Annotated in this window: 27 protein-coding genes and 1 pseudogene; 22 read left to right on the top strand and 6 right to left on the bottom strand. The window is 40.5% G+C overall.

All coding sequences use genetic code 11. The features are described 5' to 3' along the window. Nucleotides 1-284: 284 nt before the first annotated feature. Nucleotides 285-923: a hypothetical protein gene (locus tag Xsze_RS20610; protein WP_038234152.1), complete on the bottom strand. Its 639-nt coding sequence runs from the start codon at nucleotides 921-923 to the stop codon at nucleotides 285-287. 367 nt (nucleotides 924-1,290) lie between these two features. Between Xsze_RS20610 and Xsze_RS20605 the strand changes: the two genes are divergently transcribed. The 7 genes and pseudogenes from Xsze_RS20605 to Xsze_RS20575 all read left to right on the top strand — a co-directional run. Beyond that, the gene (locus Xsze_RS20605; protein ID WP_038234149.1) at nucleotides 1,291-2,019 is read left to right on the top strand and encodes a hypothetical protein; all 729 of its coding nucleotides are present in this window, start codon (nucleotides 1,291-1,293) and stop codon (nucleotides 2,017-2,019) included. Between the two features lie 59 nt (nucleotides 2,020-2,078). After that, complete coding sequence (locus Xsze_RS20600; RefSeq protein ID WP_099139177.1) at nucleotides 2,079-2,309, top strand: RNA chaperone Hfq; 231 nt, start codon at nucleotides 2,079-2,081, stop codon at nucleotides 2,307-2,309. 11 nt (nucleotides 2,310-2,320) lie between these two features. Further along, nucleotides 2,321-3,673: a DnaB-like helicase C-terminal domain-containing protein gene (locus Xsze_RS20595; protein WP_038234363.1), complete on the top strand. Its 1,353-nt coding sequence runs from the start codon at nucleotides 2,321-2,323 to the stop codon at nucleotides 3,671-3,673. 109 nt (nucleotides 3,674-3,782) lie between these two features. After that, nucleotides 3,783-4,913: a hypothetical protein gene (locus Xsze_RS20590; protein WP_038234361.1), complete on the top strand. Its 1,131-nt coding sequence runs from the start codon at nucleotides 3,783-3,785 to the stop codon at nucleotides 4,911-4,913. Nucleotides 4,914-4,974: 61 nt separating this feature from the next. Beyond that, on the top strand, nucleotides 4,975-5,781 hold the full coding sequence (locus Xsze_RS20585) for a hypothetical protein (protein WP_038234358.1): 807 nt from the start codon (nucleotides 4,975-4,977) through the stop codon (nucleotides 5,779-5,781). An 89-nt stretch (nucleotides 5,782-5,870) separates the two neighbouring features. After that, nucleotides 5,871-6,257, top strand: a complete 387-nt coding sequence (locus tag Xsze_RS20580; RefSeq protein WP_051462278.1) for a hypothetical protein — start codon at nucleotides 5,871-5,873, stop codon at nucleotides 6,255-6,257. Beyond that, nucleotides 6,194-6,895 (top strand): annotated as a pseudogene (locus Xsze_RS20575) (IS4 family transposase); the annotation flags it as partial. The gene Xsze_RS20580 and the pseudogene Xsze_RS20575, both read left to right, overlap by 64 nt. Nucleotides 6,896-7,347: 452 nt before the next feature. Here Xsze_RS20575 and Xsze_RS20570 read toward each other — a convergent pair. After that, on the bottom strand, nucleotides 7,348-7,614 hold the full coding sequence (locus Xsze_RS20570) for a helix-turn-helix domain-containing protein (protein ID WP_051462277.1): 267 nt from the start codon (nucleotides 7,612-7,614) through the stop codon (nucleotides 7,348-7,350). Nucleotides 7,615-7,762: 148 nt separating this feature from the next. Continuing rightward, the gene (locus tag Xsze_RS20565) at nucleotides 7,763-8,050 is read right to left on the bottom strand and encodes a hypothetical protein (RefSeq protein WP_038234356.1); all 288 of its coding nucleotides are present in this window, start codon (nucleotides 8,048-8,050) and stop codon (nucleotides 7,763-7,765) included. A gap of 233 nt (nucleotides 8,051-8,283) precedes the next feature. Here Xsze_RS20565 and Xsze_RS20560 point away from each other — a divergent pair, with 233 nt between their 5' ends. The 7 genes from Xsze_RS20560 (at nucleotide 8,284) to Xsze_RS20540 (ending at nucleotide 12,386) form a co-directional block, all read left to right on the top strand. Further along, nucleotides 8,284-8,700, top strand: a complete 417-nt coding sequence (locus Xsze_RS20560) for a helix-turn-helix domain-containing protein (RefSeq protein WP_051462276.1) — start codon at nucleotides 8,284-8,286, stop codon at nucleotides 8,698-8,700. A gap of 294 nt (nucleotides 8,701-8,994) precedes the next feature. Beyond that, the gene (locus Xsze_RS20555) at nucleotides 8,995-9,444 is read left to right on the top strand and encodes a hypothetical protein (protein WP_143707597.1); all 450 of its coding nucleotides are present in this window, start codon (nucleotides 8,995-8,997) and stop codon (nucleotides 9,442-9,444) included. Nucleotides 9,445-9,486: 42 nt separating this feature from the next. Then, entirely contained in the window at nucleotides 9,487-9,834 is a 348-nt protein-coding gene (locus Xsze_RS22975) for a hypothetical protein (RefSeq protein WP_051462275.1), read from the top strand. Between the two features lie 2 nt (nucleotides 9,835-9,836). Continuing rightward, nucleotides 9,837-10,205, top strand: coding sequence for a type VI immunity family protein (locus Xsze_RS22970; RefSeq protein WP_051462274.1), 369 nt, complete (start codon nucleotides 9,837-9,839; stop codon nucleotides 10,203-10,205). Beyond that, nucleotides 10,133-10,477, top strand: coding sequence for a hypothetical protein (locus tag Xsze_RS22965; protein WP_244431728.1), 345 nt, complete (start codon nucleotides 10,133-10,135; stop codon nucleotides 10,475-10,477). Before Xsze_RS22970 ends, Xsze_RS22965 begins: the two co-directional genes overlap by 73 nt. A 331-nt stretch (nucleotides 10,478-10,808) precedes the next feature. After that, nucleotides 10,809-12,026 carry a hypothetical protein gene (locus Xsze_RS20545; RefSeq protein WP_038234352.1) on the top strand — a complete coding sequence of 406 codons (1,218 nt, stop codon included), beginning with the start codon at nucleotides 10,809-10,811 and terminating at the stop codon, nucleotides 12,024-12,026. Nucleotides 12,027-12,086: 60 nt separating this feature from the next. After that, nucleotides 12,087-12,386 (top strand): hypothetical protein, encoded by a 300-nt coding sequence (locus tag Xsze_RS20540; protein WP_038234349.1) that lies wholly within the window; start codon nucleotides 12,087-12,089, stop codon nucleotides 12,384-12,386. Between the two features lie 91 nt (nucleotides 12,387-12,477). On the opposite strand, the gene Xsze_RS23170 is transcribed toward Xsze_RS20540, so the two are convergent. After that, nucleotides 12,478-12,606, bottom strand: a complete 129-nt coding sequence (locus Xsze_RS23170) for a hypothetical protein (protein ID WP_280113391.1) — start codon at nucleotides 12,604-12,606, stop codon at nucleotides 12,478-12,480. A 525-nt stretch (nucleotides 12,607-13,131) separates the two neighbouring features. Continuing rightward, complete coding sequence (locus Xsze_RS20535; protein WP_038234346.1) at nucleotides 13,132-13,689, bottom strand: hypothetical protein; 558 nt, start codon at nucleotides 13,687-13,689, stop codon at nucleotides 13,132-13,134. Nucleotides 13,690-13,957: 268 nt separating this feature from the next. On the opposite strand from Xsze_RS20535, the gene Xsze_RS20530 reads away from it, so the two are divergent. Next, a complete protein-coding gene (locus Xsze_RS20530; RefSeq protein ID WP_038234344.1) occupies nucleotides 13,958-15,073 on the top strand; it encodes a tyrosine-type recombinase/integrase in 1,116 nt (371 codons plus the stop codon). On the opposite strand, the gene Xsze_RS20525 is transcribed toward Xsze_RS20530, so the two are convergent. After that, on the bottom strand, nucleotides 15,070-15,456 hold the full coding sequence (locus Xsze_RS20525) for a helix-turn-helix domain-containing protein (RefSeq protein ID WP_038234342.1): 387 nt from the start codon (nucleotides 15,454-15,456) through the stop codon (nucleotides 15,070-15,072). The two genes, Xsze_RS20530 and Xsze_RS20525, sit on opposite strands and share 4 nt — an antisense overlap. A 293-nt stretch (nucleotides 15,457-15,749) precedes the next feature. Here Xsze_RS20525 and Xsze_RS20520 point away from each other — a divergent pair, with 293 nt between their 5' ends. The 7 genes from Xsze_RS20520 to Xsze_RS20490 all read left to right on the top strand — a co-directional run bounded on the left by Xsze_RS20520 (nucleotide 15,750) and on the right by Xsze_RS20490 (nucleotide 24,743). Further along, a complete protein-coding gene (locus tag Xsze_RS20520) occupies nucleotides 15,750-15,965 on the top strand; it encodes a hypothetical protein (RefSeq protein WP_038234340.1) in 216 nt (71 codons plus the stop codon). A 93-nt stretch (nucleotides 15,966-16,058) separates the two neighbouring features. Continuing rightward, complete coding sequence (locus Xsze_RS20515; RefSeq protein ID WP_038234337.1) at nucleotides 16,059-18,257, top strand: cobaltochelatase CobT-related protein; 2,199 nt, start codon at nucleotides 16,059-16,061, stop codon at nucleotides 18,255-18,257. A gap of 171 nt (nucleotides 18,258-18,428) precedes the next feature. Beyond that, a complete protein-coding gene (locus tag Xsze_RS20510) occupies nucleotides 18,429-19,754 on the top strand; it encodes an AAA family ATPase (RefSeq protein ID WP_051462271.1) in 1,326 nt (441 codons plus the stop codon). A gap of 165 nt (nucleotides 19,755-19,919) precedes the next feature. After that, a complete protein-coding gene (gene dnaE / locus Xsze_RS20500) occupies nucleotides 19,920-23,456 on the top strand; it encodes a DNA polymerase III subunit alpha (RefSeq protein ID WP_038234331.1) in 3,537 nt (1,178 codons plus the stop codon). Nucleotides 23,457-23,512: 56 nt separating this feature from the next. Next, on the top strand, nucleotides 23,513-23,986 hold the full coding sequence (locus tag Xsze_RS20495; protein WP_038234328.1) for a pre-mRNA-splicing factor CWC21: 474 nt from the start codon (nucleotides 23,513-23,515) through the stop codon (nucleotides 23,984-23,986). Continuing rightward, entirely contained in the window at nucleotides 23,986-24,138 is a 153-nt protein-coding gene (locus Xsze_RS22285) for a hypothetical protein (RefSeq protein WP_156935846.1), read from the top strand. The genes Xsze_RS20495 and Xsze_RS22285 overlap by 1 nt, the downstream gene beginning before the upstream one ends. Before the next feature lie 47 nt (nucleotides 24,139-24,185). Further along, complete coding sequence (locus Xsze_RS20490; protein ID WP_038234325.1) at nucleotides 24,186-24,743, top strand: hypothetical protein; 558 nt, start codon at nucleotides 24,186-24,188, stop codon at nucleotides 24,741-24,743. Nucleotides 24,744-24,809: the final 66 nt, after the last annotated feature.

Below are 24,809 nucleotides of genomic sequence, written 5' to 3'. Positions count from 1 at the left end.
CGGACTCCCATGCTGGGGCACTACACATTCACGCTTGCGGAACAGGTAACAAAAGGTCAGCTAAGGCCCCTCAAACAGGCGGAAGAAACAGATGGATGGCCCCTGTGACTGTCATACTGACGTGGCTATTTTTGCCCATCCCCCGATAAGGTTCAACGTTGGGGAATAAATCGGAACCGTCCAATTTTTTGTCTCTCAATTGGCAGCCATTGTTGAGCAGCATGGATTACGCTAAAATCGTTCTGTTGAGCTTCTTCCCCACTTAGAACCCCTATTTGGGGATTTTAAACCAGAGGCGTTCTACTAATAACCACAAGGCGGTGGGTGTGAACTTCAGGATCGTGTCCCCAACAAAATTCATCCCATTTGTCGTAAAATTCATCCATAGTCTTAATGATAATTAATGGTCTATCTTCTTGTGTGCCATCTGAGGCGTAAACATTGTATTTCATATTCAGCGCCCAAGAAATAATTGCTTCCCAGAAGCGCTTACCGTCACCAGTTTGTTGCTCGTCGGTCACGACGATGTTGTGGTTCATCAAAAGGTGCTTAAAGAATGTCTTCGGGAAACCGGATACGACTTCCTGATGTTTAGCCGAAACAGTACGCCATACTTTGATTTGGGTACAAGTTGTTTTGCCGACAACAATATCTTCTCGGAAAAATACTTCAACAAGGTAAACGGTTTCTGGTTCTTTGCCGTCTGCGATCATACGGAATTGATCTTTCTTCAAAGATTTGACCAAGCGATAGCCGTGCGGCACGACATATTCAGGCAAAGTGTAGTCTGTCACACCGTTATCTAAAAACGATTGAGTGTGTTCTACGTTCTTTGACGGCATGCGTAGTTTTTTATTGAAATCCGCATCACCAATAATAAACGGCATCTTAGAGAGTTCCCTTGTTGATTTGATATGTTCCATATTGCCCTCCACATGTTGGACAATCTATAAGCATATTATACATTGATTTTTTTTAGGATTGAATATCCGCCTACCACTAATGACAGCTACCGTGCTCTCATAGTTATTAATAGAGTTCTTATATAGGAATTTTAAATCTATTTGAGAATACTACGTTAGGCGGTATCATTGAGATCCTTAATTTGTTTTGGTTGTTTGTTTAATACCAAAATCTATATATATATCTTATGGGAGCACGACATTTGTATTGCTCTCTTTTTTTTATCATTTTTTCTTACTTACACCTTCTCAGCGGAATTGATTTTCGTTTCTTTCGCTGTTATAAAAAGTACTTATTTACTTATGTAGTAAAAGGTTAAATGTATCTATGTGCCTAATATTGGATTATTTCATTAAAGAGGGTGACCCGCAGGAATTTATGCTCTCATGGACGGCACAAGACAAAGACCAGTGGACGGTTGATAACGTTGGTCTGTCACGCGCTAACAAAGAATTAGCGTTGTTTGATAGCAAATGGTTTGACTACCGGCATCTGCACCCTATGGACGCTACCATCTTATTTGCAGAAGCCTATAAACGTGAATACTCGCAGATTATGCTGAGACACGGCAGGGAGGATTTTCGCAAGGCGCCATTTAAGACGGGGCTTAAACGTTGTCCGTTTATTAATCTGTCTAAATCAAATATCACTTCACTATGGAAAGCCAGACAAAAGGCGGATGAGCTTGGTGTCGAATATGGCTATTTCATTATGAGCATATTGTCGATAGCGGCAAAGTGCGAGTGGGGTGAATTACCGCGCCCTCATCATTTGTGGCAGGACGATTTATTGGAGATTTTCACGGAGAGAAACGAGAAGCGTAAGGAAACCCGACTGAATGGCTCTGAGTTGGATTATTTCAAAAAAGCCAACTATTCGGGTGATGAAATCCAAGATGCTCACAGAAAGTATGTGATGGGGCAAATTACGGACACACGACCTGATAAACGACATTTTCTGATTTTCTCGGCTGTTTTCACACTTGAGTATCTTGATCAGCAAATTTTCGTAGACCAGTTCCCTAACGAATTCAGGAAAGCCTCTAAGTTTTTATAGAAGCCCTGTTTGGAAATGACAATATCCAATAATGGATTAATGTTAAAGGAAAAAGAGAAATGAATCACGATTACGAAATTATTAAATCGCGCCTTTCGTGGCTGAAATTCCACAATGTACCGATTGAAATTGTGACAAATAGCGGTAACAAAATTTCGGGCTTTGTACGTAAGTTTGATGATCTGTCAGTTCTGGTTGATGAAGCCGGTCACAACGATCTTAATACTTTCAAAACGGTGAACTACTCATCTATTGAAAGTGTCCAAAACCTTCATTCTTCCGCTTGTTGAGGGAAATTTGAATGCCTTCATCAGAATTAGAATTGGAACACACAAGCGCTTCATTATCGGATCGCTTTGACGAGAATTTCCAAACGATGCTCGCCGCATATTACTGCCGTGATTACCGTTTTGTAACTCAGGCTCATGACTTGGTTGAGCCAAAACAGTTTGACAACAAGGCTCTGTCGTTTCTGGTTTCGGCCGCCGGACGCTTTTACAAAATGTACAAGCAACCGCCATCGATGCCGACTTTAATTACATTAATTACCAATGATGTAAAGGCCAAGGCAATAAGGCCAGAATACGTGCCTGATGTGAAAACAGCTATTGCGAAAATCAACGATGTGAAGCTGACCGACTCCCAGTATATGGTTGATCAGGTAACGTTATTTGCTCGTTCAGTTGCTTTCGATAACGCTATGATTAAGGCGGCTGAGTTCAAAGACAAAGGTGATTTTGATAAAGCCATGCAAATCATGGATAAGGTTAAGCACCTTGGCGGTCAGGGAAATACCGAGGTATACGACTATTTCTCTGAATCTGCTACGCGATTTGAGGCTCGTGAAAAACGCGCTAGCGGTGAAGCTCCGCCACAAGGTATCACAACCGGTTACCGTGCAATCGATGCTTTGCTTTATCACAAAGGATGGGGTCGTAAAGAAATGACCCTATTTATGGGGTTTGCTAAGTCCGGTAAATCAACGGGTATGGGTGAGTTTGGTGTCAACGCGGCACTGGCGGGTTTTAACGTGCTTTACGTGTCTCTGGAAGTTCACAAGGAGATAGTGGCCGATCGATTTGATGCCCGATTATCTGAAACAGATATGGACGAGCTGGTCGATAGCCGAGAGCGTGTATCAGCAAAACTTAAAGAACTTGGGGCAACCGGTAAGGTTGGCAAAATGTTCGTCATTCAGCGTCCGCCAGGTACGGTCGCGCCGAACGATATTGTTCGTATGGTTGAGGGCATTATCGCTACCGGTGTAACGCTCGATATGCTGATCATCGACTACGCTGACCTGATGAAACCTAACTATCGAAGCGGTGATGTACGTGAGGATGTGAAAAACATCTACACCGATACCCGTGCTATTTTCGATACATATAATGTCGCAGGCATAACGGCATCACAGACTAACCGTGAGGGTGGTTCGTCCGAGGTGGCCACAATGATGCATGCGGCAGATAACGTTGAGAAAGTGCGTATCGCTGACTTGATTATCACGATCAACAAAACGGAAGAAGAAAAAGCCAAAGGTGAGGCTCGATTGTATATCGCTGGTTCCCGTAACCAAAAAGGTGAAGTGAGCGTTCGTATAGAGCAGAACCTCGATCAGATGCGATTTATTAAACGTATTATTGATATTATATAGTCTGACTCCCGATCATAAAAAGTCTATAAAAAACACAAACTGTCAGTGATACTACTCAGCATCAGTGACTTTATTGCTATTTAATATAAGTCAAAAGAAATAGTAAGTTATGCGAATAAACAATGATCTAAAAGAGAAGTTAATCGAGTTCGACATAGAGCAGTTTTTTGATCTCGAAGGCATTACTTACCGCAGAACCACCGGAAAAACGGGTCTTGAGCTGAACCTAAGAGAATGCCCTACATGTGGTAGTCATAATTGGAAAGTCTACTTTAACCCGAAAACAAAACTTGGTGTCTGTTTCGCTGGTAGCCATCCTATTGATGATCAGTTTAACGTCTACCGGTTTCTACAACGATATTCAGGGTTAGAAAAGCGTGAATTAACAAACTACATCGATGCTCAGTTATTAGAGCAGGGCTGGCGACCGAAAGAGAAAGAAGTGAGGTTGGAAAGTAAGATTGATTTGACTCGTAAGGTCGATCTTCCACCTCATTATCTTCTACCCTTACCAGATGGCCGTATACCTGATTACCTCGTTGAGAGGAACATATCGCCTGAATTGGTCAAATACTTTGACCTCCGATTCATCGTTAACGGTTCACACATATATCACGATTTTAGTGGACGAATAACAACACAAGACTTTTCGATGCGGATTCTGATCCCTATTTATGATTTGGCCGGCAACTTCTGTACGTTTCAGGGGCGTGACGTTACCAACACAGCAGAGAAGAAATATCTGTTCCCGTCCACTCTGCCAGCTTCCGGGCGTTTTTTATATAACGGACATAACGCAATGGGTAAATCTACCGTTGTACTGTTAGAGGGTGTTTTTGACGTATTCGCAGTTAAGCGCGCCTTATTCAAAGAAGAATCATTTAGAGAACATGTTGAGCCTATAGGTACGTTTGGTATGCACCTTTCTGGTGATTTGGCAGAAGAAGGGCAAGATCAGTTAGGTAGCTTCCTCACATTAAAAGAAACTGGCTTAAAAAACGTTGTGATGCTGTGGGATTCAGAGAAACAAGCTGTTAAGAACACAATCAAAGCTGCCAAGAAACTGCAATCAATCGGTCTTAACGTCAAAATTGCGGCGTTCAGAAATGAGGGGCAAGATGCCGGCGGATCGAGTGATAGTGAGATTATTGAAGCCTATTACCGCTCGAAACCGTTCAATCAACGCCTTTCTTTGGAATTATTAATCAAAGGGCATAACGCTATTTGCTCACAACAATAGGTATTAACTTACATCTTATATGTATAAGATAAGTAAAAAAATGAAAGAGGTAAGAAGCAAAATGGATAATTCCACTTTTATCGAAAAGATTAAGGCTCTTGACGGATTCAACGGTGTTGAGACTGACGAACAACCAGATATTATCAGTACTGGTATCGAAACAATGGAGCGTGAATTTGAACGCCTCACGTCAGAAACGTTTTTTTACAGCCCTGATAAAGTGTGTCTTGAGATTCAGCACATCCGTCTGCGCGATTCAGATTCCTTATTCGATTTAGTTTATATGATTGATTTTATTAAGAAATCAGCCAAATTAAAGGTCAGAACGCCTCTCACTTACATGATTGGATTTTGTGACAATATGCTGGTGGCCGTTACTTCTGATTTTGATTCTAAGCCACCACTGAAGGTTTTTGATTCGTTTACCCGTGAGTACAGAAAACAATCCGACGAAGAATTTATCGGCATGCCAATGGCGGAATTTCACGCCGTATTACATGAAAATAAACTACCGGAAAACTCAGGCTTTGCCTCTTTGGAATTGCTATTTAACAATAAAGTATCGGCAACTATGCCTGATTATCATACTGTTAAAGGCGAATCAGGTGATGTATTGCGACATATTAAGGATCATCAAGGGGTGCAAATTATGACACAGTTGAACTCTGGCTTAGACTTAATTCAGCTCGCCAACTCTTTCGCTGACAATATAATCAATCGCTCTGCACGTCTTACCTCTCAAGCTGTTGCAGAGATGGGGATGATGAAAGAGCAAGCGATTTCCTACGGCTTGAAAGCGGCCTCGTCTTCTATTGCGGATATTCAGTTACGTGGATCAAAATTGGCTGGCATGGCTGGCATGTTCTAAACCGTTTTAAATTAGTTTTTCGCCTCTATCATTACGATATTATGCGCTTATAAAATACGTAAGCGCATAACTATCATAAGGCTATAATTATGTACGAGTTAAAAGTAAAAGAAAGTGTTACAAATTTGCCAGAAGGCGTAGATAAATCGTTATGCCCCACCAATGCTTTTCGCATCCACTGCGACACAACCGGAAATCTACAGTCATACACACTATGCCAGCACATCGTTAAGGCTAAGAAAGAAAAGCGCCTTGGGAGGGCTGGCATGTTTAAAGAGTGCACATATGCTTTGGATAACGTCGCTTGCCCCGCTTTATTAATGATGCTGACGGAATATAAAGCCAGTCGCATCATGTTTTACGACCATTACGATCCATCCATTGAAAACTATCCGGATCGACCAATGGCTCCTCAAATAAATTATATCAATTTGCCTCCGAGCTTAAGAGTGTCGGGCAACGACAAATACGGTTAGCTCAAAGAGGGGGACGGAAAGCAAAAACCGTGACGCTTGATATAAAATATGCGCCTGTCACATTGAAAACCCCGTCCAATAGAAAGGGGAGTGCAATTCCTCTCTACTATGTAGGCTGCTCAGAAATAGGCAGTGAGGATAAGAAGCTCATTTGGCATATCTTAACGAATGAGCCAATCAATAATAAAGATGATGCCCTTAAAATCGTGGGTTATTACGAAAAACGTTGGCTAATCGAGGAATATCATAAAATCTGGAAAAGCGAAGGGACTCATGTAGAAAAACTCAGAGTTCAAAGCAAAAATAATCTCGATAGATTAGCGACAATTTATGCTTTTTTAGCGGTCAGGCTATTCCAATTAAAATTTGCTAATGAACAATATGAAGATATTCACTGTGAAAAAATATTGTCACCAAAAGCTTGGAAACTCCTTTGGCTTCAAAGTGAAAACATAGCGCTTCCTGAAATCCCACCTACGGCTAAATGGGCTTACGAGCACCTTGCCAAATTAGGCGGTTGGAAAAATAGCAAGCAAAATGGTAGAGCCTCAGTCAAAACGTTGTGGGAAGGATGGCTAAGATTACAAGCCATCCTTGAAGGTTATGAGCTGGCACAGTCTATCGAGCAAGACTTGTGATCAAGAGACAGCCCGCTATGCGGGTGGTTCTGATTTAAGATAATACCCGTTTCTGTTAGGGCTTCGTCTTGAGGTGTATCGGCAAGTACCGAAAGCGCGATTTCGAGATTTTCAATGGATTTTGAAAAATCGTAATGCAGATTTTTATCGTCAGATCGGTCTCTTTGCCGATTTAAAGCATTAAAATAGTTCAGCGCCATCATTAAATCACGGACAGAAACAGAATCAGTTACTAACTGGCAGATTTCCGCTGGCGTTCGGTCTAAAATTAAGGCCCTGACCTTGGTGATGCGCAGGTCGATATCCGATTGAAGATATTTTCTGGTACTGTCATCAAAAACTCCCCTTTGTTGGTCGCTATTTGAAAAAAAATATTCAGAAACGCTGCTCTTGACTCATCGATTGAGCATACATAAGCCTGCTGATGAGAGGTGGTATCATTATCGTTTACGCTAGGAATGACGATCCCAATGGTTTTCATGGCGATGTTTTTCTACATGGAGATTACAATCCGCAAAAAACCAATGAATATCGGTGTCTAATATGACGGCAATATGAAATAGTCTACGCGCGGTGACTTGACTATCACCTGATTCGTATCTGGACAGTTGTTGCTGAGACAGACCCATTTTTTCGACTAATGTCTGCATATTCCAACCCAATATTTCCCGTCGCATTCGGATACGTTGACCAATGGCTCTTGATATAATTTTATGCATAAATGTGTCTCTCAGAGGTCATTAAAAAATGGCTGTCTATACTGAGAGAGGCAGTATAGACAACAAAATGCGGGTGCCAGAATAAAATTCTCCTGCCTTATGAAAATAAGGGGTAATGACCCCTCGGTTTTAATAATAAAACGGATTATCAATGGGTTATTTCATTTACGTCTGTCGGCAACATGACCGGGCAATAGAACAATTGGATCAGCTCTTCAGCCACCTTGTTGTATTTGGATTGCAAAGGACAAGCCTGGCCGGCATCAAGCCAGTCTTTTAACAAGACAAAGAGACAAGACATTCCGATAAAAACCGGGTTGTTGGCGCATAAAATGCGTTGATAAATTTGCCCGGACAACGCCTGAGTACTTTCAGATTGCCACTTCAATGTGCTTAAAAAATCAATGACCTGAAAATACGTGTTTTCCTTCTTCAAGATAAACCTCGCGATTTAACAAAAATAGTCAGATGAAAATAGTTTCATTCGTTATAATTATTTGTGTAACTTTTAATATTCCCTGGTGAATAATCGGGTTGTAGGAAACCCTTCACTCCACTAGGCATCTTTATTTGATACTGGAGTCAAAATAAGATGTCTTTTGCGTATTCTCTAACAATGGTAAAAAAGAATCAAGATACAACTGTAGATAAGGTTAATATTTTTTATATATGAACCCACAAAGATTGATAGATGCAAGAAAAGCAAAAAACCTCTCACAGCGAGAGGTTGGTGAAGCATTGGGAGCAACGAGTAAAGATCAGGCAAAATTAAAAATAGGTCGATATGAAAGAGGCGTTTTATCCCCGCCATATGATGTTGCCTGCAAGATTGCTGCGATTTTAGATGTTCCACCCTGTTATTTCTACATCGATGATGATGTCTTCGCGGAGCAAGTTTTACTCCTGTACAAAAAGAATTTTTGCCATGACTATGAATTCGAAAATGAACTCATTGCTACGCTGACAACAAAAACACGGAAATACGAAAAAGCCTTTGAAGGCTTCAAAATTACTATGGAAGACTTTAAAAACACCATAGATTCCATAAAATGGGATCATGTGAAAACGCAAATTCACGAAGATTAAATCTATTGCGAGAACAAAATACCTTTTTCCGGATATTCTTAATCCGATAATTCAGCGAAAACACCCTGTTTGGGTTGGATTTGTGCATTGAGGAGCCGATGTATCTACATCGGTTTTTCTATACCCGGGCGTATGCATACGGTGAGTGGACGCGCCTCCCCCTTTCTCCTTCAGTCCATATTTTTATGGTTTTAACCGGATAAAAAGAGTACATTTTCTTTCTGAAAAAGCACCACCTGTCATTTGTTACGATTAATTATTTTAACGTAATGCAATCCGAACACACTCTGCTGTTTGCTGAGCAATGACGTCAATATCTCTTGCTCATCATGGGTTTTCTTCCCAATCAATGATAGTGACCGGGAAGCTAAATGGATTTGCATATACCCTGCCTTGCGTATTGCACAGGAGCGGGAACTGGAAGAGGCCCGAGGAAAATTAGGGGCGGTATTGGGCGCACCTCTGTTTGTCGCTGGTAGCGGGGCCGCCCTTGCTACCGCCGCAACAACAACAGCAACCGCAGTAACCGGAGCCGCCGCCGAAGCAGACGTTTTAATCGGTTATATTGGCGCTCAGGCTATCCGGTATGCGCGGACAATCGGCACTGGCATCGCGGTAGGTAGTGGTGCGGCGAGCACTTATGCTGTGGCCGAAACCCATTCAGAAGCGTACAAAATGACGCCGGAGTATGAAGGCCTTGCCCAAACCATGAAATTTTTAAATGACCCGTCACAATCCAGCTAGGATTATATTTATTGGCCCGATTAATTTAAAGGTAAACAGCATATGGATTTCTTTGAAAAATTTAAGCAGGCAGAATGGGAATTTACTTACGGTGCTGAGGATGATCCGGATAACTATAATGCGCTTCAGGTCGGGCTAGTTGCTTATTTTTATATGGATCAGGGGTACTTACCCGAAAATCGGCAACGGATGGCTGACGCTTTTGCATTATACCACCGGGAGTTTGGCGATAAATTGCGCTGGGGATTTCATGACCCGAATAAACCTGAATATTACCATGACACCACGCTGGAACAACATTGTCACCGTATTACGGAAGGTGACAGTGATAATATGGATTGTTTCTGGGGGAGGAAGAAGGCTATCATTATGCTAGTCAATATAAAATAGAAATGGGATCACCCGCAGATTGGTATGAATATATACATGGCCGTGTCAGTTATTTTTCATTTTATCTTCCTTTGAGTAAATTAAAAGCAAAAGGGGGAATTTATCTTGAGGATTTATTAAATAAGTTCTGCATAATATTAAATCCGATGCATGGTTTGGCAGGGTTGGGTATACAGCAGGGTTTTGAGAGAGAAAGATACCAACACCTTGAATATGAAATAGGCCAAGAATTTTTAGGTGTTGATATTACTAATTCAAATACCAATAAACATAATCGCCATGACCTGCGTTCAATCAATTGGTTTACCTTTATTATGGCTCTATCGCCGGCGAAATTCGTTTTGATACAGCTTCTACCGCGCAGTGGTTAAGACGTTTTGATGTTGAGCTGCCGCCAGCAATACCGGAACAGAAAAAATCCACTGTCGATGAGCCTGTGCGCATAACAGGCGTAAGTGGTGAAACTTGCCCCCACACAGGACGGTGGTCTGCCTTTATTGATGGCAGCCTGCAATATGCCCAGTTGCAACAGGAACAAATCATGCCTGAATGGACAGACAAAAATGGCAAAGTGCATCAGGTACGCTGGACATTATTAGAGCGGGATGATGGCGGCAGTATTTATGAACCTAAAGCGCAATAAATCTCATCGAAAAACTCAATGATTCAGGCGACACGGTTTTGTTAACAACAATCCACTGGTAGGACATTTCTACCAGTGTTTCTAATCCAACCAATTCGATTAATACCGAGAAGACTAATCCTTTCAGAAAAATAATTCCCGGTTGTGAGCTTTTGTATGTAGATAAAAGAAAGATAGAAATAAAAAAACATAAAGTTCAAATAAAAAATGAAATATCATGAAAAGAAATTCTTTTACATCATTTATAACGTCATTGAAATTTACATTTCAATGTAAGATCATAAAAAATTAAATCTCACTGAATTTTTTATAATTAAAGCTAGGGGTTAGTATGGAAAATAATGAATTTGAACAACCATATTATAATTGGAAAATCATTGAATTTATCAGCGCCTGCCATCAACTTAGCAAAAGTGTAATAATCTTAAAAAGGGGTAATTTAGCAATATCACCCAAAACTCCTACTTCAAGAGTATTAAATAAAATAATTAATAATGTACAGGATTCTATCGATGATAATATTTATTCAGAGAGAAAAGATTTTCATTTAAATAACAAAAGCGTTTTAGATAGTGATTTACATATTTATACTTCCATTCTATATAAGTTTAACATAATAAATAAACACCTAAAAAGAATTGATTCTTCAATGGAAAAATTCAATACCAGTTTAAATAGCTGGTGGCCAATTATATCAGATATAAGAGGGTATAGTAATGATGCTGTTATGGAACTTAATCTAGCCAGGAAAGAAATCGAAGGTTTTAAAACCGACCACGTGTTAATTGATAAATTAATTTCAACAAAAAAATTTATTGACACATTTAAAGCAAAATCCAAAAGTGAAGATGCAGTATTATTAAGAAAAGCATCTTTGGAATTTAAAGAGGAAATTAATGAACTTGATGACGTGCTAGCAAAAGTAAAAATACAATCCCAAACTCTTATTAGACAAATTGCTAAAGCCAAGCTTTATCTAAATAATGGCGGAGATACTTCAGAATTTATAAATAATATAGAAAGATATCACTTGCGTCCCTCTGAGCATATCAATAATAACATTGTGCCTGCGCCAGCCCCTGCTGGTGTCACTATAGCAATGCTTTGCGTTGGTATAGTTGGTCTTTTATTTACTAGTATTATTGCTGAGCGTAACTTAGAGAATGCAGCAGATAGCTACAATGTAGTATTAGAACAATCTTCTAGGAAGACAAAAAATTTATTTAAAAGTCAGCAAGAGTTTTTAATTTCTCATGTGATAAATAATGGATTGTTAAATCTTTCGGATGCGCTTTATGGAATAAAGCTTTATTATCAAGACATCATTGTTCATATTCTGTCAAAAGTTAAAGATTTAGAAGATATGATGAAAGGCATGAAAGGGGCATTAGAAAGAAACGATTGGAAAAATGTCAGTAAGGTTATAAAACCTATTATTAAAGAAAATTATTCAAAATATGAAAGTGAAAATTTAATTACATTAATTACTACTTTAATTGGGCTTTTAAGTAGTGGCGCAGCATACAAAGAAATAGAATTAAATCAATAGTTATACAGTTACATTATAAAACAACATAAACAAAGATTATGTTATTAACAAGGAAAAAATATGAATAAAGTAACCTCTGAAAAAAATAATGTTATTGATGTAGTGACTATCATTAGACTAGAAACTGAGTTAGGGGGTATTGCAAATAATAATGTTAGAGTAACATTTAAGGACAGATTTGGAAAAATTCATGACAAATTTCTTCTGGCTTATCCTGATAAACAAATAGAAGGGATTGGAGTATATACCACTTTACTTTTTGCTTTATCTCAAGCTATAGATGTTACATTAAAAACCACCTCATATATAAATGGGGATGGTGATGGTTACATTTCTGGTATTATAATTAATGCTGTTTAATAATTAATACTTAATGCCAAAAGTGAATAAGTATCCCTCGGCATAGCCGGGGATTTTTCATATGCGCCTATAAGGCTCTCGAATTAATACGTTATGCCCTTCGACGTGTTTCCGCGGGAGCACGCCCCTCCACCAACTCAATCATCACGCTCTTTTTCGCCTCAATATTGCGAATATAGCCCAACACGGTTTCGGGTTTTTTCCAGTGCCTTTCGTGCATGATCTGGGCGAGGCTCCCGATTCGGTCATGTCCTGCGCTGCACCGACCCGCGCACTGTGGTCGGTCACGACCCCATGTTGTAAAGAAGGCTGTAGATTCAGTAAAAACTTCTTGAGATGAGCATATTATTCTTATCCATGTCAAACATGGATAAGAATAATGATCTGGACACAATAAAGTCCATCAAATCGATTCACAAGGAAGAACAGATGAAATCTCTGGCATATAAAGCCCCTGTTTGCTGATATTCTTGCTGCTATAATTCAGCAGGTTAGGGAGCCGAAGTTTACACATCGGCTTTTCTATTTTTTTGAGAAGTTTCTTTAAACTTTATGAATTAATATAATTTAAGGTTCACTTTTATCAATACAAATGCCGTTTCTAGATAGAGTGGGTAATAAGTCTTCTAGCAAAGCCCATACTGGGAGAAGCTGGCTGATTATGTGCATTCAACATTTTAAAATAGTTAGATAATTTTAAAATTATGGAAATTTTCGCTGAATTTGACGCAAACCCCCTTTATATCTATGAAACAGATATTTTCTTTTCACCACCACTTTTAATTACCGAATTGATGCTCTTATTGTTACAAATATATATATAAGGGCTACGTGCGTCATTCGGCCCAGCACTGTGATTACCGCCAGTAAAAACATAAGGTTGGTCATTGATTCTGAGCGTTAAAGAACCGCCTACATTGGCATAATCCTTAAACCCTAGATAAGTGCCTTCCGCCGTATTCCATCCATCAGTTAAGTATTCGAGAACGACCAAAAAAACCAATTGATTGCCTTTATAGTACAATTGCGGGCTTATATTTCCGATTTTCCTATCAGGCACAAGGATAGTTCTATGTGGTGAAATACCCGAATACCCCCAGAATTGTTTTTTGTCTGCGTAACCATCTGAATAATCAGACCAAGTACCAGACGCAAAAGTAACAATTGAACCCGCAGATTTATTAACAAATGCAGACATAGCAAATGGCGGCTTTAAACCCGCTTTTGCACCCGCCACTAACATAGACCGCTCACCAAATTCAGTAACAACACTACTGCCAACATTTCCACTCTGTACTGCCATTATGGCCTCCTTTTATTGAGTAGTTAATGTGCCAAAATATACTAGGCACTAATACATCTATGTAATTAGATGTATTGATATCTGTCCATTTTATCACCATAGGGTATTAAATCATTCACGGCAACAACGAGCGGAGTCCTACTCCCTTTTCGAATCATAATTCACTAAAACACACCCATGTGACTCCAGACGTAGTTAGTCTGGAGTCACATTCACTTTTGAGCTATATTTGTTCTTATAAAGAGCATTTAAATAAATAAGGTAAAAAATGAATAGAAATGAAAATAATGAGCCATATAACAAGGCTGAACATGTCGGAAAAATAACTATAGATTATATCAATGTGATAGGTATCACATCACTTATTACATTGGAAGATAGAGCGGATAATGGTCGATTAGTAAAAGACATTATAATGATATGGTTAAAGGTTTCCTTATTTTTAACACGCAGAAGACCAGAAATCGCTGTTTCATCGCTAATTACTCATGTTATACCTATGATTGGTAACATAAACATTGAAGAATGCAACAAAATTAAATTGAATAGAGTATTTAACTACTTACTTTCAGAAGGGAAGGTAAATGAAGCAAAGAGGGTCTTCGCATTAACCAAACAATTTCTGTCATGGTGCGAACATCAAGGCTATATTGAACATAACCCGCTTGCTTCTATGACACGTAAAGATGTAGGTGGAAAAACGGCCGAACCCAGAAGTCGTTCACTCTCTGATGCCGAAATATGGTGCTTTTGGCATGGACTTGATATGTGGGATTTCAGTGAACAAATCAGATGGGGACTAAGGCTTTGCCTATTAAGCGCCAGAAGACCAGATGAAGTTTTTAGAGCGGAAAAATCTGAGTTTAATTTAAATTCCGGTATATGGAGACAAGGAAATCGAAACAAATCAAGACGCGACCACACTCTGCCGATCAGCCCCTTAATGCGAGTGTGTCTCGACAACTTGTTTGCCAGTACACCAAATAGCGAATGGCTTTGTCCATCACCTAAAAATATCTCGCATCCAATGTCGAAGGGTGCTCCGGCTCAGGCAATCCGTAGAATGGTTCGTGACCGAGTTCATTTTGGCCTGGATGAATTTATGCCTCGTGATTTACGACGAACAGCCAGAACTAAACTGTCTTCTTTAGGGGTGCAGAATGACGTATCTCGTAAGATCATGAATCACGCTCTTGAAGGTATCGACAAAGTGTACGACAGGCATGATTATTTTGAACAAATGAGAGAAGCTTTAACCTTGTATTCTGACGAGATAAAACAAATTGTGAATGTTGGATCTTACAGAGAATTAAATCATGATTTCGAGGTTGATGGATTGAAGTTGCCACCAACCTCGAAAGTCTACTGCGAAGTAGAAAACTAACCTTGAGATGTGCCTGATTTGATGAATTCATCGGCTTTCATAGTTGCTGCTGCGCTATCGGTAATCTCACTACCACGAAATTTACGGTAAGCATTTAACACTTGTGCTTCATCGGCAGAAAGAACGTCAGAATTGCGGATATAGATACCAAAGATATCAGGGTATCTAGTTTGCATCACCACGCGAAACAGAACACCTTCATCCAAATTTAACGCTTTTGCAAAAGCAGGAATTTTTTCAGGCGGAAATAGCATTTTTCCTGATTTCAACATGGAAATATTGTTATGTGCGGAGTACCCGACCTCTTCCGCAATTTGAGCCTGCGATTTTCCACTTGCTATAATCGCAGCTGTCAAAAAGTCGCCAATTACGTTTTTACTCATTATTTTGCCTTATCTATTGGAATTTTTATACTAAATATGCTCTTGTAACAATATACACTTTAAGAAATATATAAGTAAATACATATCTACTTAAGGTTACAGAATGAAATAATAAAACTGGCTAATCTGTGTTATAAGACAAAAAATTGAATGAAATTTTCTATTTTCACTCACGAGAATAAAAATCATTGCCTTTTTCACTAGGTAATTTATATAATTAAAAGCCTAAAGACATATAACATATAATATAATTAGTCAGTAAATAATTACGTACAATCGAGGCATTCACCATTATGGTAACCGTAGCAAATAACGTTAACAGTGTAAGAGTTGGTCATTCAATTATGTTGACCGAAGATGAATTTGCCGAAGTGGTTACTGAATTTTCTGATGCTATGAAGACGGTTTTCTCTAGCGAGAACCTGATCATACATTCGATCATTGTGGGTAAGACAGCATACAGCATTGCAGACAACGGTTCAGTCAGAGTTCTTTCTCGTATTTCTTAACACAACCTAAGTAAAAAAAGCGTATAGCTTGACTGCCTATACGCTTTTTTTATTATTTTGGCACACAAAGCGTCAATCAAAAGGCAAAATACGATGAAAAAAACCAGAAAAATACGACAGGAAGTTTTGTCGTTTAGAGAATCAGTTCAAACGGTAGTTAGTTTACTTTCCTCCCAAAAAATCAGAGTAGTAGACTTCGGCGATCAAGCATATTGCGCATATAATAAAAAGACTGGCAAAGTAGAATATATCAATATACCGTCAATACCAGACACAGCCTCGGACAATCTATTGAACGCTATTCGTGGTTTTATCGATCATGAAGTCGCGCACGTTCTATTCACCGATTCGTCGATGGCAAAAAGAATGGCGGGTAAAAAAGCTCACCACGTCTGGAACGTTATTGAAGATACCTACATCGAGCGAAAAATGGCGCTCATTTTCGCCGGCAGTAAACAAAACCTGTTGAAAACCCAAAAGCATATTATTGAAAACTATTTTAAAGGCAACATTAGCGATCATATCAAGCACTATGGATGCAACACTAAATTATTATTTTTAAATGTATTTTTAATGCCAGCTTCTCGTGCAATGTGTGGTCACATCCCATTTATAGATTTTATGGAACCCTATTGGGATATGTTTGAAGACGAAATGTCCGTACTTGATTCAATTCGCTATAGAGCACGACTGAACCGAATCAACAACTCTGAGGGATCTGCTAAATTGGCCGCAGACCTACTTCGAGCTTTCCGTGAATTAGAAGGAAAGAAAAAAGAAAAACCTCCGATTTCTGATAAAACCAATAATACGTATTCAGATACGTATCTTAAAAATAAGGAAAAACCAAACGATTTTCTATCAGAAAAATCAGGAGATACCTCTGGTGAATACGAGGATGATTCAGATAACATTAGCACCAAAGAAACCATCACTGGAAAGCCTGAAATAGCTCCGGGTACTAAAGAAGACACGATATCTAAGCAATCAACCTATGATCGGGAGTCAGATAGTGACAAATCAAAACTTATAGGCGGTGATGAAGAAACACCCAACTCTGGCAGTAAAACCCGAAATTCATCCGAATCAACAAATAGCTCTGATTTTGATACTGGTAGCGATAGTTACATGGGAGGCAATGACCGTACAGAAGATGAAGTTACGTCTCACGAAACGGGGAAAAAAGATGAGCCTGATAAAGTTCACCCCGACGATGAAAAACTTACAGAACGCGACTTAGAAGAATTGGACTCCGAGGATGCCCCTGAGACAATAAGCACTGAGGATGTAACAAGTGCAATGATCTCCGATGAAATTAAGTCAATTAAAGATGGTTCGTATACACCATACACCCGATCCAACGACTTTATGGGGCTTTTGGAAGATGCAGAGGATTTTATCAGAAAAGGCGGAACGGTTGGTAGCGCTGATTGGGTTGAGAAGCACACCTCCTATTATGAATTGGATAAAAAAAGGGATCTTGCTATTTTCAGACGTGACGTAGAACCTTATTTATCCAACAAGTATCAAACATTATCAAAAGATCTCGAACGTGCGATTGCAAGTAAAAACCGAGTGCAAAAAGTAAATGGTTTGCGCCGTGGCAAGATCAATTCATCAAGTCTTTGGAAAATCACTGTACCGTCAATCAACGACGACCGTGTATTCTCAAAGAAATATGACCATAAAGCGGTAAATGCGGCGGTTCAGATTGTTATTGACCTTTCTGGTTCTATGGGGGGGACACGTATTGAACTGGCGGTGGCTTCGGCTTATGCACTGTCTGATGCACTGGATAAAATTCGCGTGCCGAATCTTATTTCTGGATTCACAACTGTCGGATGTATGAACGGTGCTATTTCAGCTAATCGATATGAACCACTGTTTTTACCTACACTCAAAAACTGGAATGAAAAAGCCAATTCCACAACCTGCATGGGTCGATTAGGAGCCGTTGTTGATAGCATTCCTCTATGTAATAACGTTGACGGTGAAAGCATATTGGCACTGTCACGACATCATGCAGGCAGAACAGAAGACAAACAAATTATGCTCGTTTTATCGGATGGAGCGCCTTGTGCTGAAGGAAACGGTTTTGGCAATCATCTGATTGAAGTTGCGGAATTTCTAACGTCAACCGCCAATTTAGAGTTATTAGCTGTTGGAATACAAACTGATGATCCTGCCCGCTATTATAAGTACCACACACGAGTTGATTCTGTGGAGGATTTGCCTAAAACAGTCATAACAGGAATCCGCAACGTTTTACTTGGAAACGGTGTTGTTTTCTAACTTCAATCCTATGTATTTTTTGAAGCCGTGCTCCCATAGTATTTAAAGAGATTTTTCATAATTATTAACCTCTAAATTTAAATAGGTATCTAATTACTTACTTAATTATTTTATGTAAGATATATATAAGTTTTAACAATAACACCAACGCAAATTAAGGTTATACAGAAAATGTCAAAAGTCAGCGAATCATCTGCGGTTGATGCCCCAAAAATTACGCCTATTCATTGTGCTCTCTGCGGTGCTCCTGAGTTGTTAATGAAGACGCATTTCATGCCAAAACCAGAAGACGGCTCATTAAAGTGTCTTGAGCATCCAAAATACAAAAATGGCGAACCAATGAATCCTGACGATGCTCTGGCTGAATACAAACGCCTCTATCCTTATAAGGAAACCGTTTCTACTTCAGCACTAAGAGCTGCCGAATCTAAAATGAAAGCTAAAGAATCTACTGCTCATTCCAAAGTAGGTATGGCAACAACAGCCACAGAAACTTCTGGCACTGGCTCTCTAGATGCAACGGTAACGCATACTCACGGTCATGCCGGTATAACTGAATACACCACTGAGAAAGCAGCTTTGCATGAGGTTCTTGGACTTCCTGCGGGGCATCTGATGAATGCTTTGGGAAAACCAATCATTACAGATATTTTTATCAACCGACCGTTTCCTGAATTCGTGCCGGAAGTTAACAAGGCTTATGTTTTTAATGACGTTGAGTTAATTAAAGATATTCTGATGATGTTCACCACAGGTATGCCTGGTTATTTATGGGGCCACGCCGGCACTGGTAAATCATCATTGCCAACGCAAATCGCGGCACGTCTTGGGCGCCCTGTCATTCGTTCACAACACACGGCATCAACCGAAGAATCTCATATCACCGGTCAGATCCTTGCAAAAGATGGCCGCACATACTTTGAACCGGGTTTATTAACCTTGGCAATGAAGCATGGCTTTATCTATCTGGCCGACGAATACGACTTTGCCTATCCACAAATTTTGTCACTGTATCAGCCAGTATTAGAGGGTGAACCGCTGATCCTGAAAGAAGCGACACCAGAATGGCGCAGAACGGTTCGACACAAACATTTTGCATTCTTAGCTACCGGCAACACAAACGGCTCTGGCGACGAAACGGGGCTATATCAAGGAACAAACCAACAAAACGCCGCAAACTACTCACGCTTTGCTCTGGTTTCAAAAGTCGAATACATGCCAGAAGCACAAGAAATTGCAATTTTGGTTGCCAACGGTATACCTGAACAACTTGCTAAAAAATTGGTGAATTTCGCCAAACGTTGTCGCGAGGCTTATGAAGCTCATGAAATCGCCCAACCTATCGGCCCTCGTGAATTACTGAATGCCGGCACAATCGGTGTAATGCGCAACGATCCTATTCTTGGCTTGAAGAAAGCCTACGTCAATAAACTCCCATCTGCGTCAGCTGTTGCCGCGCTTGAATTTGCACAACGCTTATTCGGAAAAGCCGCATGATTGGGTGCTTCGGCTCAATTCTAACCGCCTCCGAAAAATCGCTTCTCTGTCAGGCTTGTCCTCACAGAGAGGCGTGTCACGTTGAGGCACAAAACAGAATGATCGCTATATTCGGTAAATTTGAGTGTTTCCCTATGGATGGCGGAAACACGCGAGGTAAAAAGAATGCAAGCTCTACTCGTAAGAACTGACTTTTCATTAGGTGAGTCTACCATCAAGGCGGCTAATGCTGTTCAAATCGCAAAGGACAAAGGCTACAAAGCGATTATATCCGCTGATACCATGAATATATCCGCTGTTATCCCAATGCAAACGGCAGCTTCTGAGGACGTTTCAGTCATACTCGGTACACGTCTAATTATCGTAGATAATCCTTTTATTGAATCCGAAAACAAAGAACGTAAGGAAAAAGGAGAAGAATTACTGCCAATTGATCGTGACTTTGGCTATTCGTTTATCGCTATGGCAAAGAACGAACAGGGGTTCTCTGATCTATGCTCTTTACTGAGCTACGGTTATGAACGAAATCAGTTTTATAAGATCCCACGTTTAGATCTATCGCAAGTCATTGAAACGCACAGCAAAGGCAATATTGTCTTAACGACAGCGGATTTTGACAGTGTGTTTCGTCGGCGTGACCATGTGGCTGTAATGGAAAAACTGGCATCCGTAAACCGTGAGGATTTATACGCAGCCGTTTACCCAATGAATTCGCCTTTTTTCGACCAGATTAATATCAAATCATCTATCACAGCGGAAACTTTATCTTTAAAGCGCGTTGCTTTCTATCCGGCCTATTACGAATCTTCTGACGATGCCGATCTTAAAGATATTGCGTATCAGGTGTGTAACAACGTCAAATCCGACCAAGTTCACCGCATGAGAATACCTTATGTGCGTGACAATGCGATTAACGACCGTTTTCATCTGCTTAAGCATCTGAAAGAGTTCAATGAGAGAACCGGAACAGCCGTCTCCCCTGCTATGGTTTCAACAATACAGGATGAAATTATAGGCAAATGTAATTATCGCTGGCACAAGATGGGTATTGCATTACCGAAAATGGCAGAGGATGAGGCTACTACGCTGAAAACGTTAGCTATTGATGGATTAAAAGCAAAACTGGTCGGCAAATCGTTTGGCTACACACCACCTAAAACACAGTGGCCAGAATACATTAGTCGCATGAAATATGAGTTGGAGGTGCTGACTCGTTTAGGGTTTTGCGGTTACTTCCTCATGGTTTCCGATCTGATGCAACACTCTATCAAGACAAAAATACCTGTCGGAGCTGGCCGTGGTTCTGTAGGTGGTTCATTGGTTGCGTGGTGCGTGGGTATTACCGATGTAGACCCAATTCGACACGGTTTACTTTTTGAACGTTTCATTAACCCAGAACGTCTGGATTTACCCGATGCTGACTTGGACTTTTCACAATCCAAACGCCACCTCGCAATTAAATATTTGTACGAAAAATACGGTGAGGATTACGTTGCCGGCATCGTTAACTATTCCTATCTTGGCGCGGCATCTGCCATTCGTGACTCAGCGAGGATTTTTAACGTTCCGACCGCCGATTTAGCTGTATCAAAAGAGGTGGGGTGGGCTGTCAAAGAAGGTGATGATTTGCCGCTTGAAGAATTGCGTTCTGAACTTGCTTCTCTGGATAAATACGCAACCAAATACCCTAAAGCATTCGAATCAGCTTGTAAGTTAAAAAACATGATGCGTAGCTATGGCCGTCACGCAGCCGGTATGATCGTTTCCAGTGTGCCAATTCGTGAACGAGCGGTGATTGAACGTCGTGGTGACGAGCGTGTAATCAATTGGGATAAGCGCCATTGTGAGGACATGGGGTTAATCAAATTAGACGTCTTAGGGTTGGCTACACTCGATTTATTGCAATTGGCTGTCGATTATATCGATGAACGTCACGGGGCTGGTGTGGTGCGCCTCAATGAAGTGTCACTCGATGAAAGTAAGGTAATGGAAAACTTTGCCAATGGCCGGACTAAAGGTGTATTCCAGCTTGAATCCGCACCTATGCGTAACCTTCTGAAAGACTTGGGCGGTGGCGTAGATCCGATCTCATTTGAGACTATCGTTGCGACAACCGCACTGTTTCGACCTGGGCCTATTCAATCAGGCATGTTAGACACGTTTGTTTCAGTCGCGAAAGGCTTTTCTGAGCCAGCGTCACTTCACCCTAAACTTGACGAACTCACGAGAGAAACCAACGGCGTTATTCTCTATCAGGAACAGACCATGAAAACGGTGCAGATCCTTGGTGGATTTACTTTGGCTGAGGCTGATGCTGTCCGTAAAGCGATTGGTAAAAAGGACGCTGCTAAAATGGCGTCTATGGGTGAGTTATTTAAAGCTCAGGCTGGCGCTGGCTGGATCGATGTTCTGTTTGAAGATGGCTCGATAATGACCGTTCACAGAGCGGAACACTTCAAGTGCGGCGACACTAAACTCACTATTGAAAACGCTTTGGGATCAGAAGTTGAGATCCGTATCGAGGGTAAACTGGTTAAAGGCGTTATAGTCGGCTCTGAACAGGCTGGACTGACGAAAGAAAAAGCAAATGAGATTTGGAATGCACTGGAAAAGAACGGTGCGTATCAGTTCAACAAGTCACATTCCGTTGCGTATACCCTGATTAGTTATCAATCAATGTGGCTAAAAACCTTCTATCCAGCAGAATTCTTCGCCGCCGCCATCACGATTTTAGGCGAGGACAAGCATCAGGATTTGGTAGCTGATGCGCTAGATTACGGCATTTCTATTCTTCCACCAGATATCAATATTTCCAGTCATCGTATGGAAATCAGAGACATTGACGGGGGCCCTACTTTGTTCGCTCCTTTCAGTGCTGTCAAAGGTTGTTCATCGAACGGAAGTAACGCCATTGTTGAAGCCAGAAATAAACTCGGTGGTAAGTTTGAAAGCAAGACTCAGTTTGTCGAAGTTGTAAACAAACGTTCTTGCAATGCGCGAGTTATTGAATCGCTGGATCTAGTCGGGGCATTCGCCTCTATCGAAGCAGATCAGCCGCCAGCATCTGATGAATCTCGTCGTAAAAATCAGGCTGAGTTGATGGGTAACTTGGTTATCGAGGCGGTTAAAACATCCCGTGAGTTTGTCATGGATGAAAAGAAAAACGCCAATATTAGCTTACTGATGAATCGTATTTCTTCCGAGACAGGTTTAACCGATAGTCTGGTAAGACCACGTACTGGCAGAAAGCCGAAATTCATGATCATCCTTGATGGGGCAAGTAAAAGTGATGTGAACAACGGGATATTCATGGAATCCGGCTATAACGAGTTCAAAGCTATTTTGACAAACGCCGGTTTCCTGATGGGTGACATTTATATTACTGGTGTGTTGAAAAAGCAAAAAGATGAGGGAGCTAAAACATATTCCAAAGAGGATATTTCAGCTTTCACTGATTACATGAAAGCTGAGCTTGAAATCGCGAAACCTACTTACATTCTGGCTTGTGGTAGCTTGGCTTCCTCACTTTTCAATAACAAATCTAAACCCTCAGATTTAGTCGGCAGAAAGGAATACTTTGCGGGTATGGACGCCACGGTGTTCTATGCATTCAACCCTAATATTCTCTATTTCCGACCAGAAGAAGACGAAAAGCTAATCAAGATTGTCGAAGAAGTTGCCACCACAGTAAACGAGAATTAACCACCTGTAAAGCCGTTCAGATTGGGTATATTGCCTGTCTGAATGGTTTATTATTTATGTCTCAAGCAAGTACAGAAAAAATAAAAATGGAACTGAAAAAAGTAGAACCAATTATCACAGACAAGATCCGTGAAAAGGCTAATTTGATGATTATGTCATCCATATTTGTCCCATTTATCAGCACAGCCACCAATTTAGAGCTAGCAAGGGCAATAGCAATAAAATACGGTGACCGACCTAATCGTCGTTTACGTGATGTTGCCAAGAGCATCATTGGTAAATATCCGCTTGATGAGCTTAATTGTCTGCTAAAAGATCTCGCCACCAGCACCAATACAGATAAAGCCTACCTCAATATTTTGTCATACCGGGATTCATTCATTTCATCCGCTGAAAAGCGGATCGCCTTAATGAACGATTATATTGGCGGCGATCTCGATGAGCTTATGGAGCAAGGAGTTCCGGTTGAGGAGTTGACCCAAAAAGTATCTGAATTCAGAAAGTTTTTTGCACAGATAGAGGCTGCATAATGGATAAAATCACACTAAAAATGACGTATTTTAAACCGAACGGCAAATTCTATGCGGATGGTGAATTTAACGCGCCAATCGCGTATCCGGCTACCTTAACCAAGTCACTCCATCATTTCGGCTCTTTATCAAATAACTTTGGTGAACGATAATAGGTATTTAGTTACCAAATTAAATTATTAAATAATGAGTGAGCAGCATGAATGACACAAACGTAAGTTTGAGAGAATTAGTAATTGAGCAGGTTATATCTGACTTAGAAACCGATCTAGATAACCTTGATTCCGTCTGGGCTAATCAGCCAAAACTGGTGATTAAATACACGGCAAAACAAGCCGAATCAGAAAGAATCTGCGCTGAGGAAAAGGACCGTATTGAGGGACTTGAGGCGGCTCTTTACAACGTAGTTAGAACAGCAAGAAACATGAACGGAACAAAGAGTTCAGAGGCTGCTATTGAAGCAATGGTTAAACAGATAGAGCGGCATTATTCTGGCTCTGACACCGAACTTAGCCTCAAAAATTCGTTCATGGATGAATTGCCTGAAAAGGTTGCCGTGATCGCCAGAACGTTAGCTAAGGTGCGAAACAATTACAACCATACAAAAGAAATGACGGATATCTACAAAGGTGCTGTTGACGCCCTACGCCATCGCCGTGACATGGTTGTGCAAGCCTCTAAGAAAGCAATCTTGGATTATGAAATTTTGGGCGCAGGTACGTTTGCCGGAAGAAATAACACCAACCTAAAAAAATAGCTTTTATGTATGTACTTACTGATCTATTATCTAGCCACTCAGAAAACTAGAGCAACAAAACACAAT

The organism is Xenorhabdus szentirmaii DSM 16338 (assembly GCF_002632585.1).
GTDB classification, from domain to species: domain Bacteria; phylum Pseudomonadota; class Gammaproteobacteria; order Enterobacterales; family Enterobacteriaceae; genus Xenorhabdus; species Xenorhabdus szentirmaii.
This window is presented reverse-complemented; position numbering and strand designations above follow the sequence as displayed.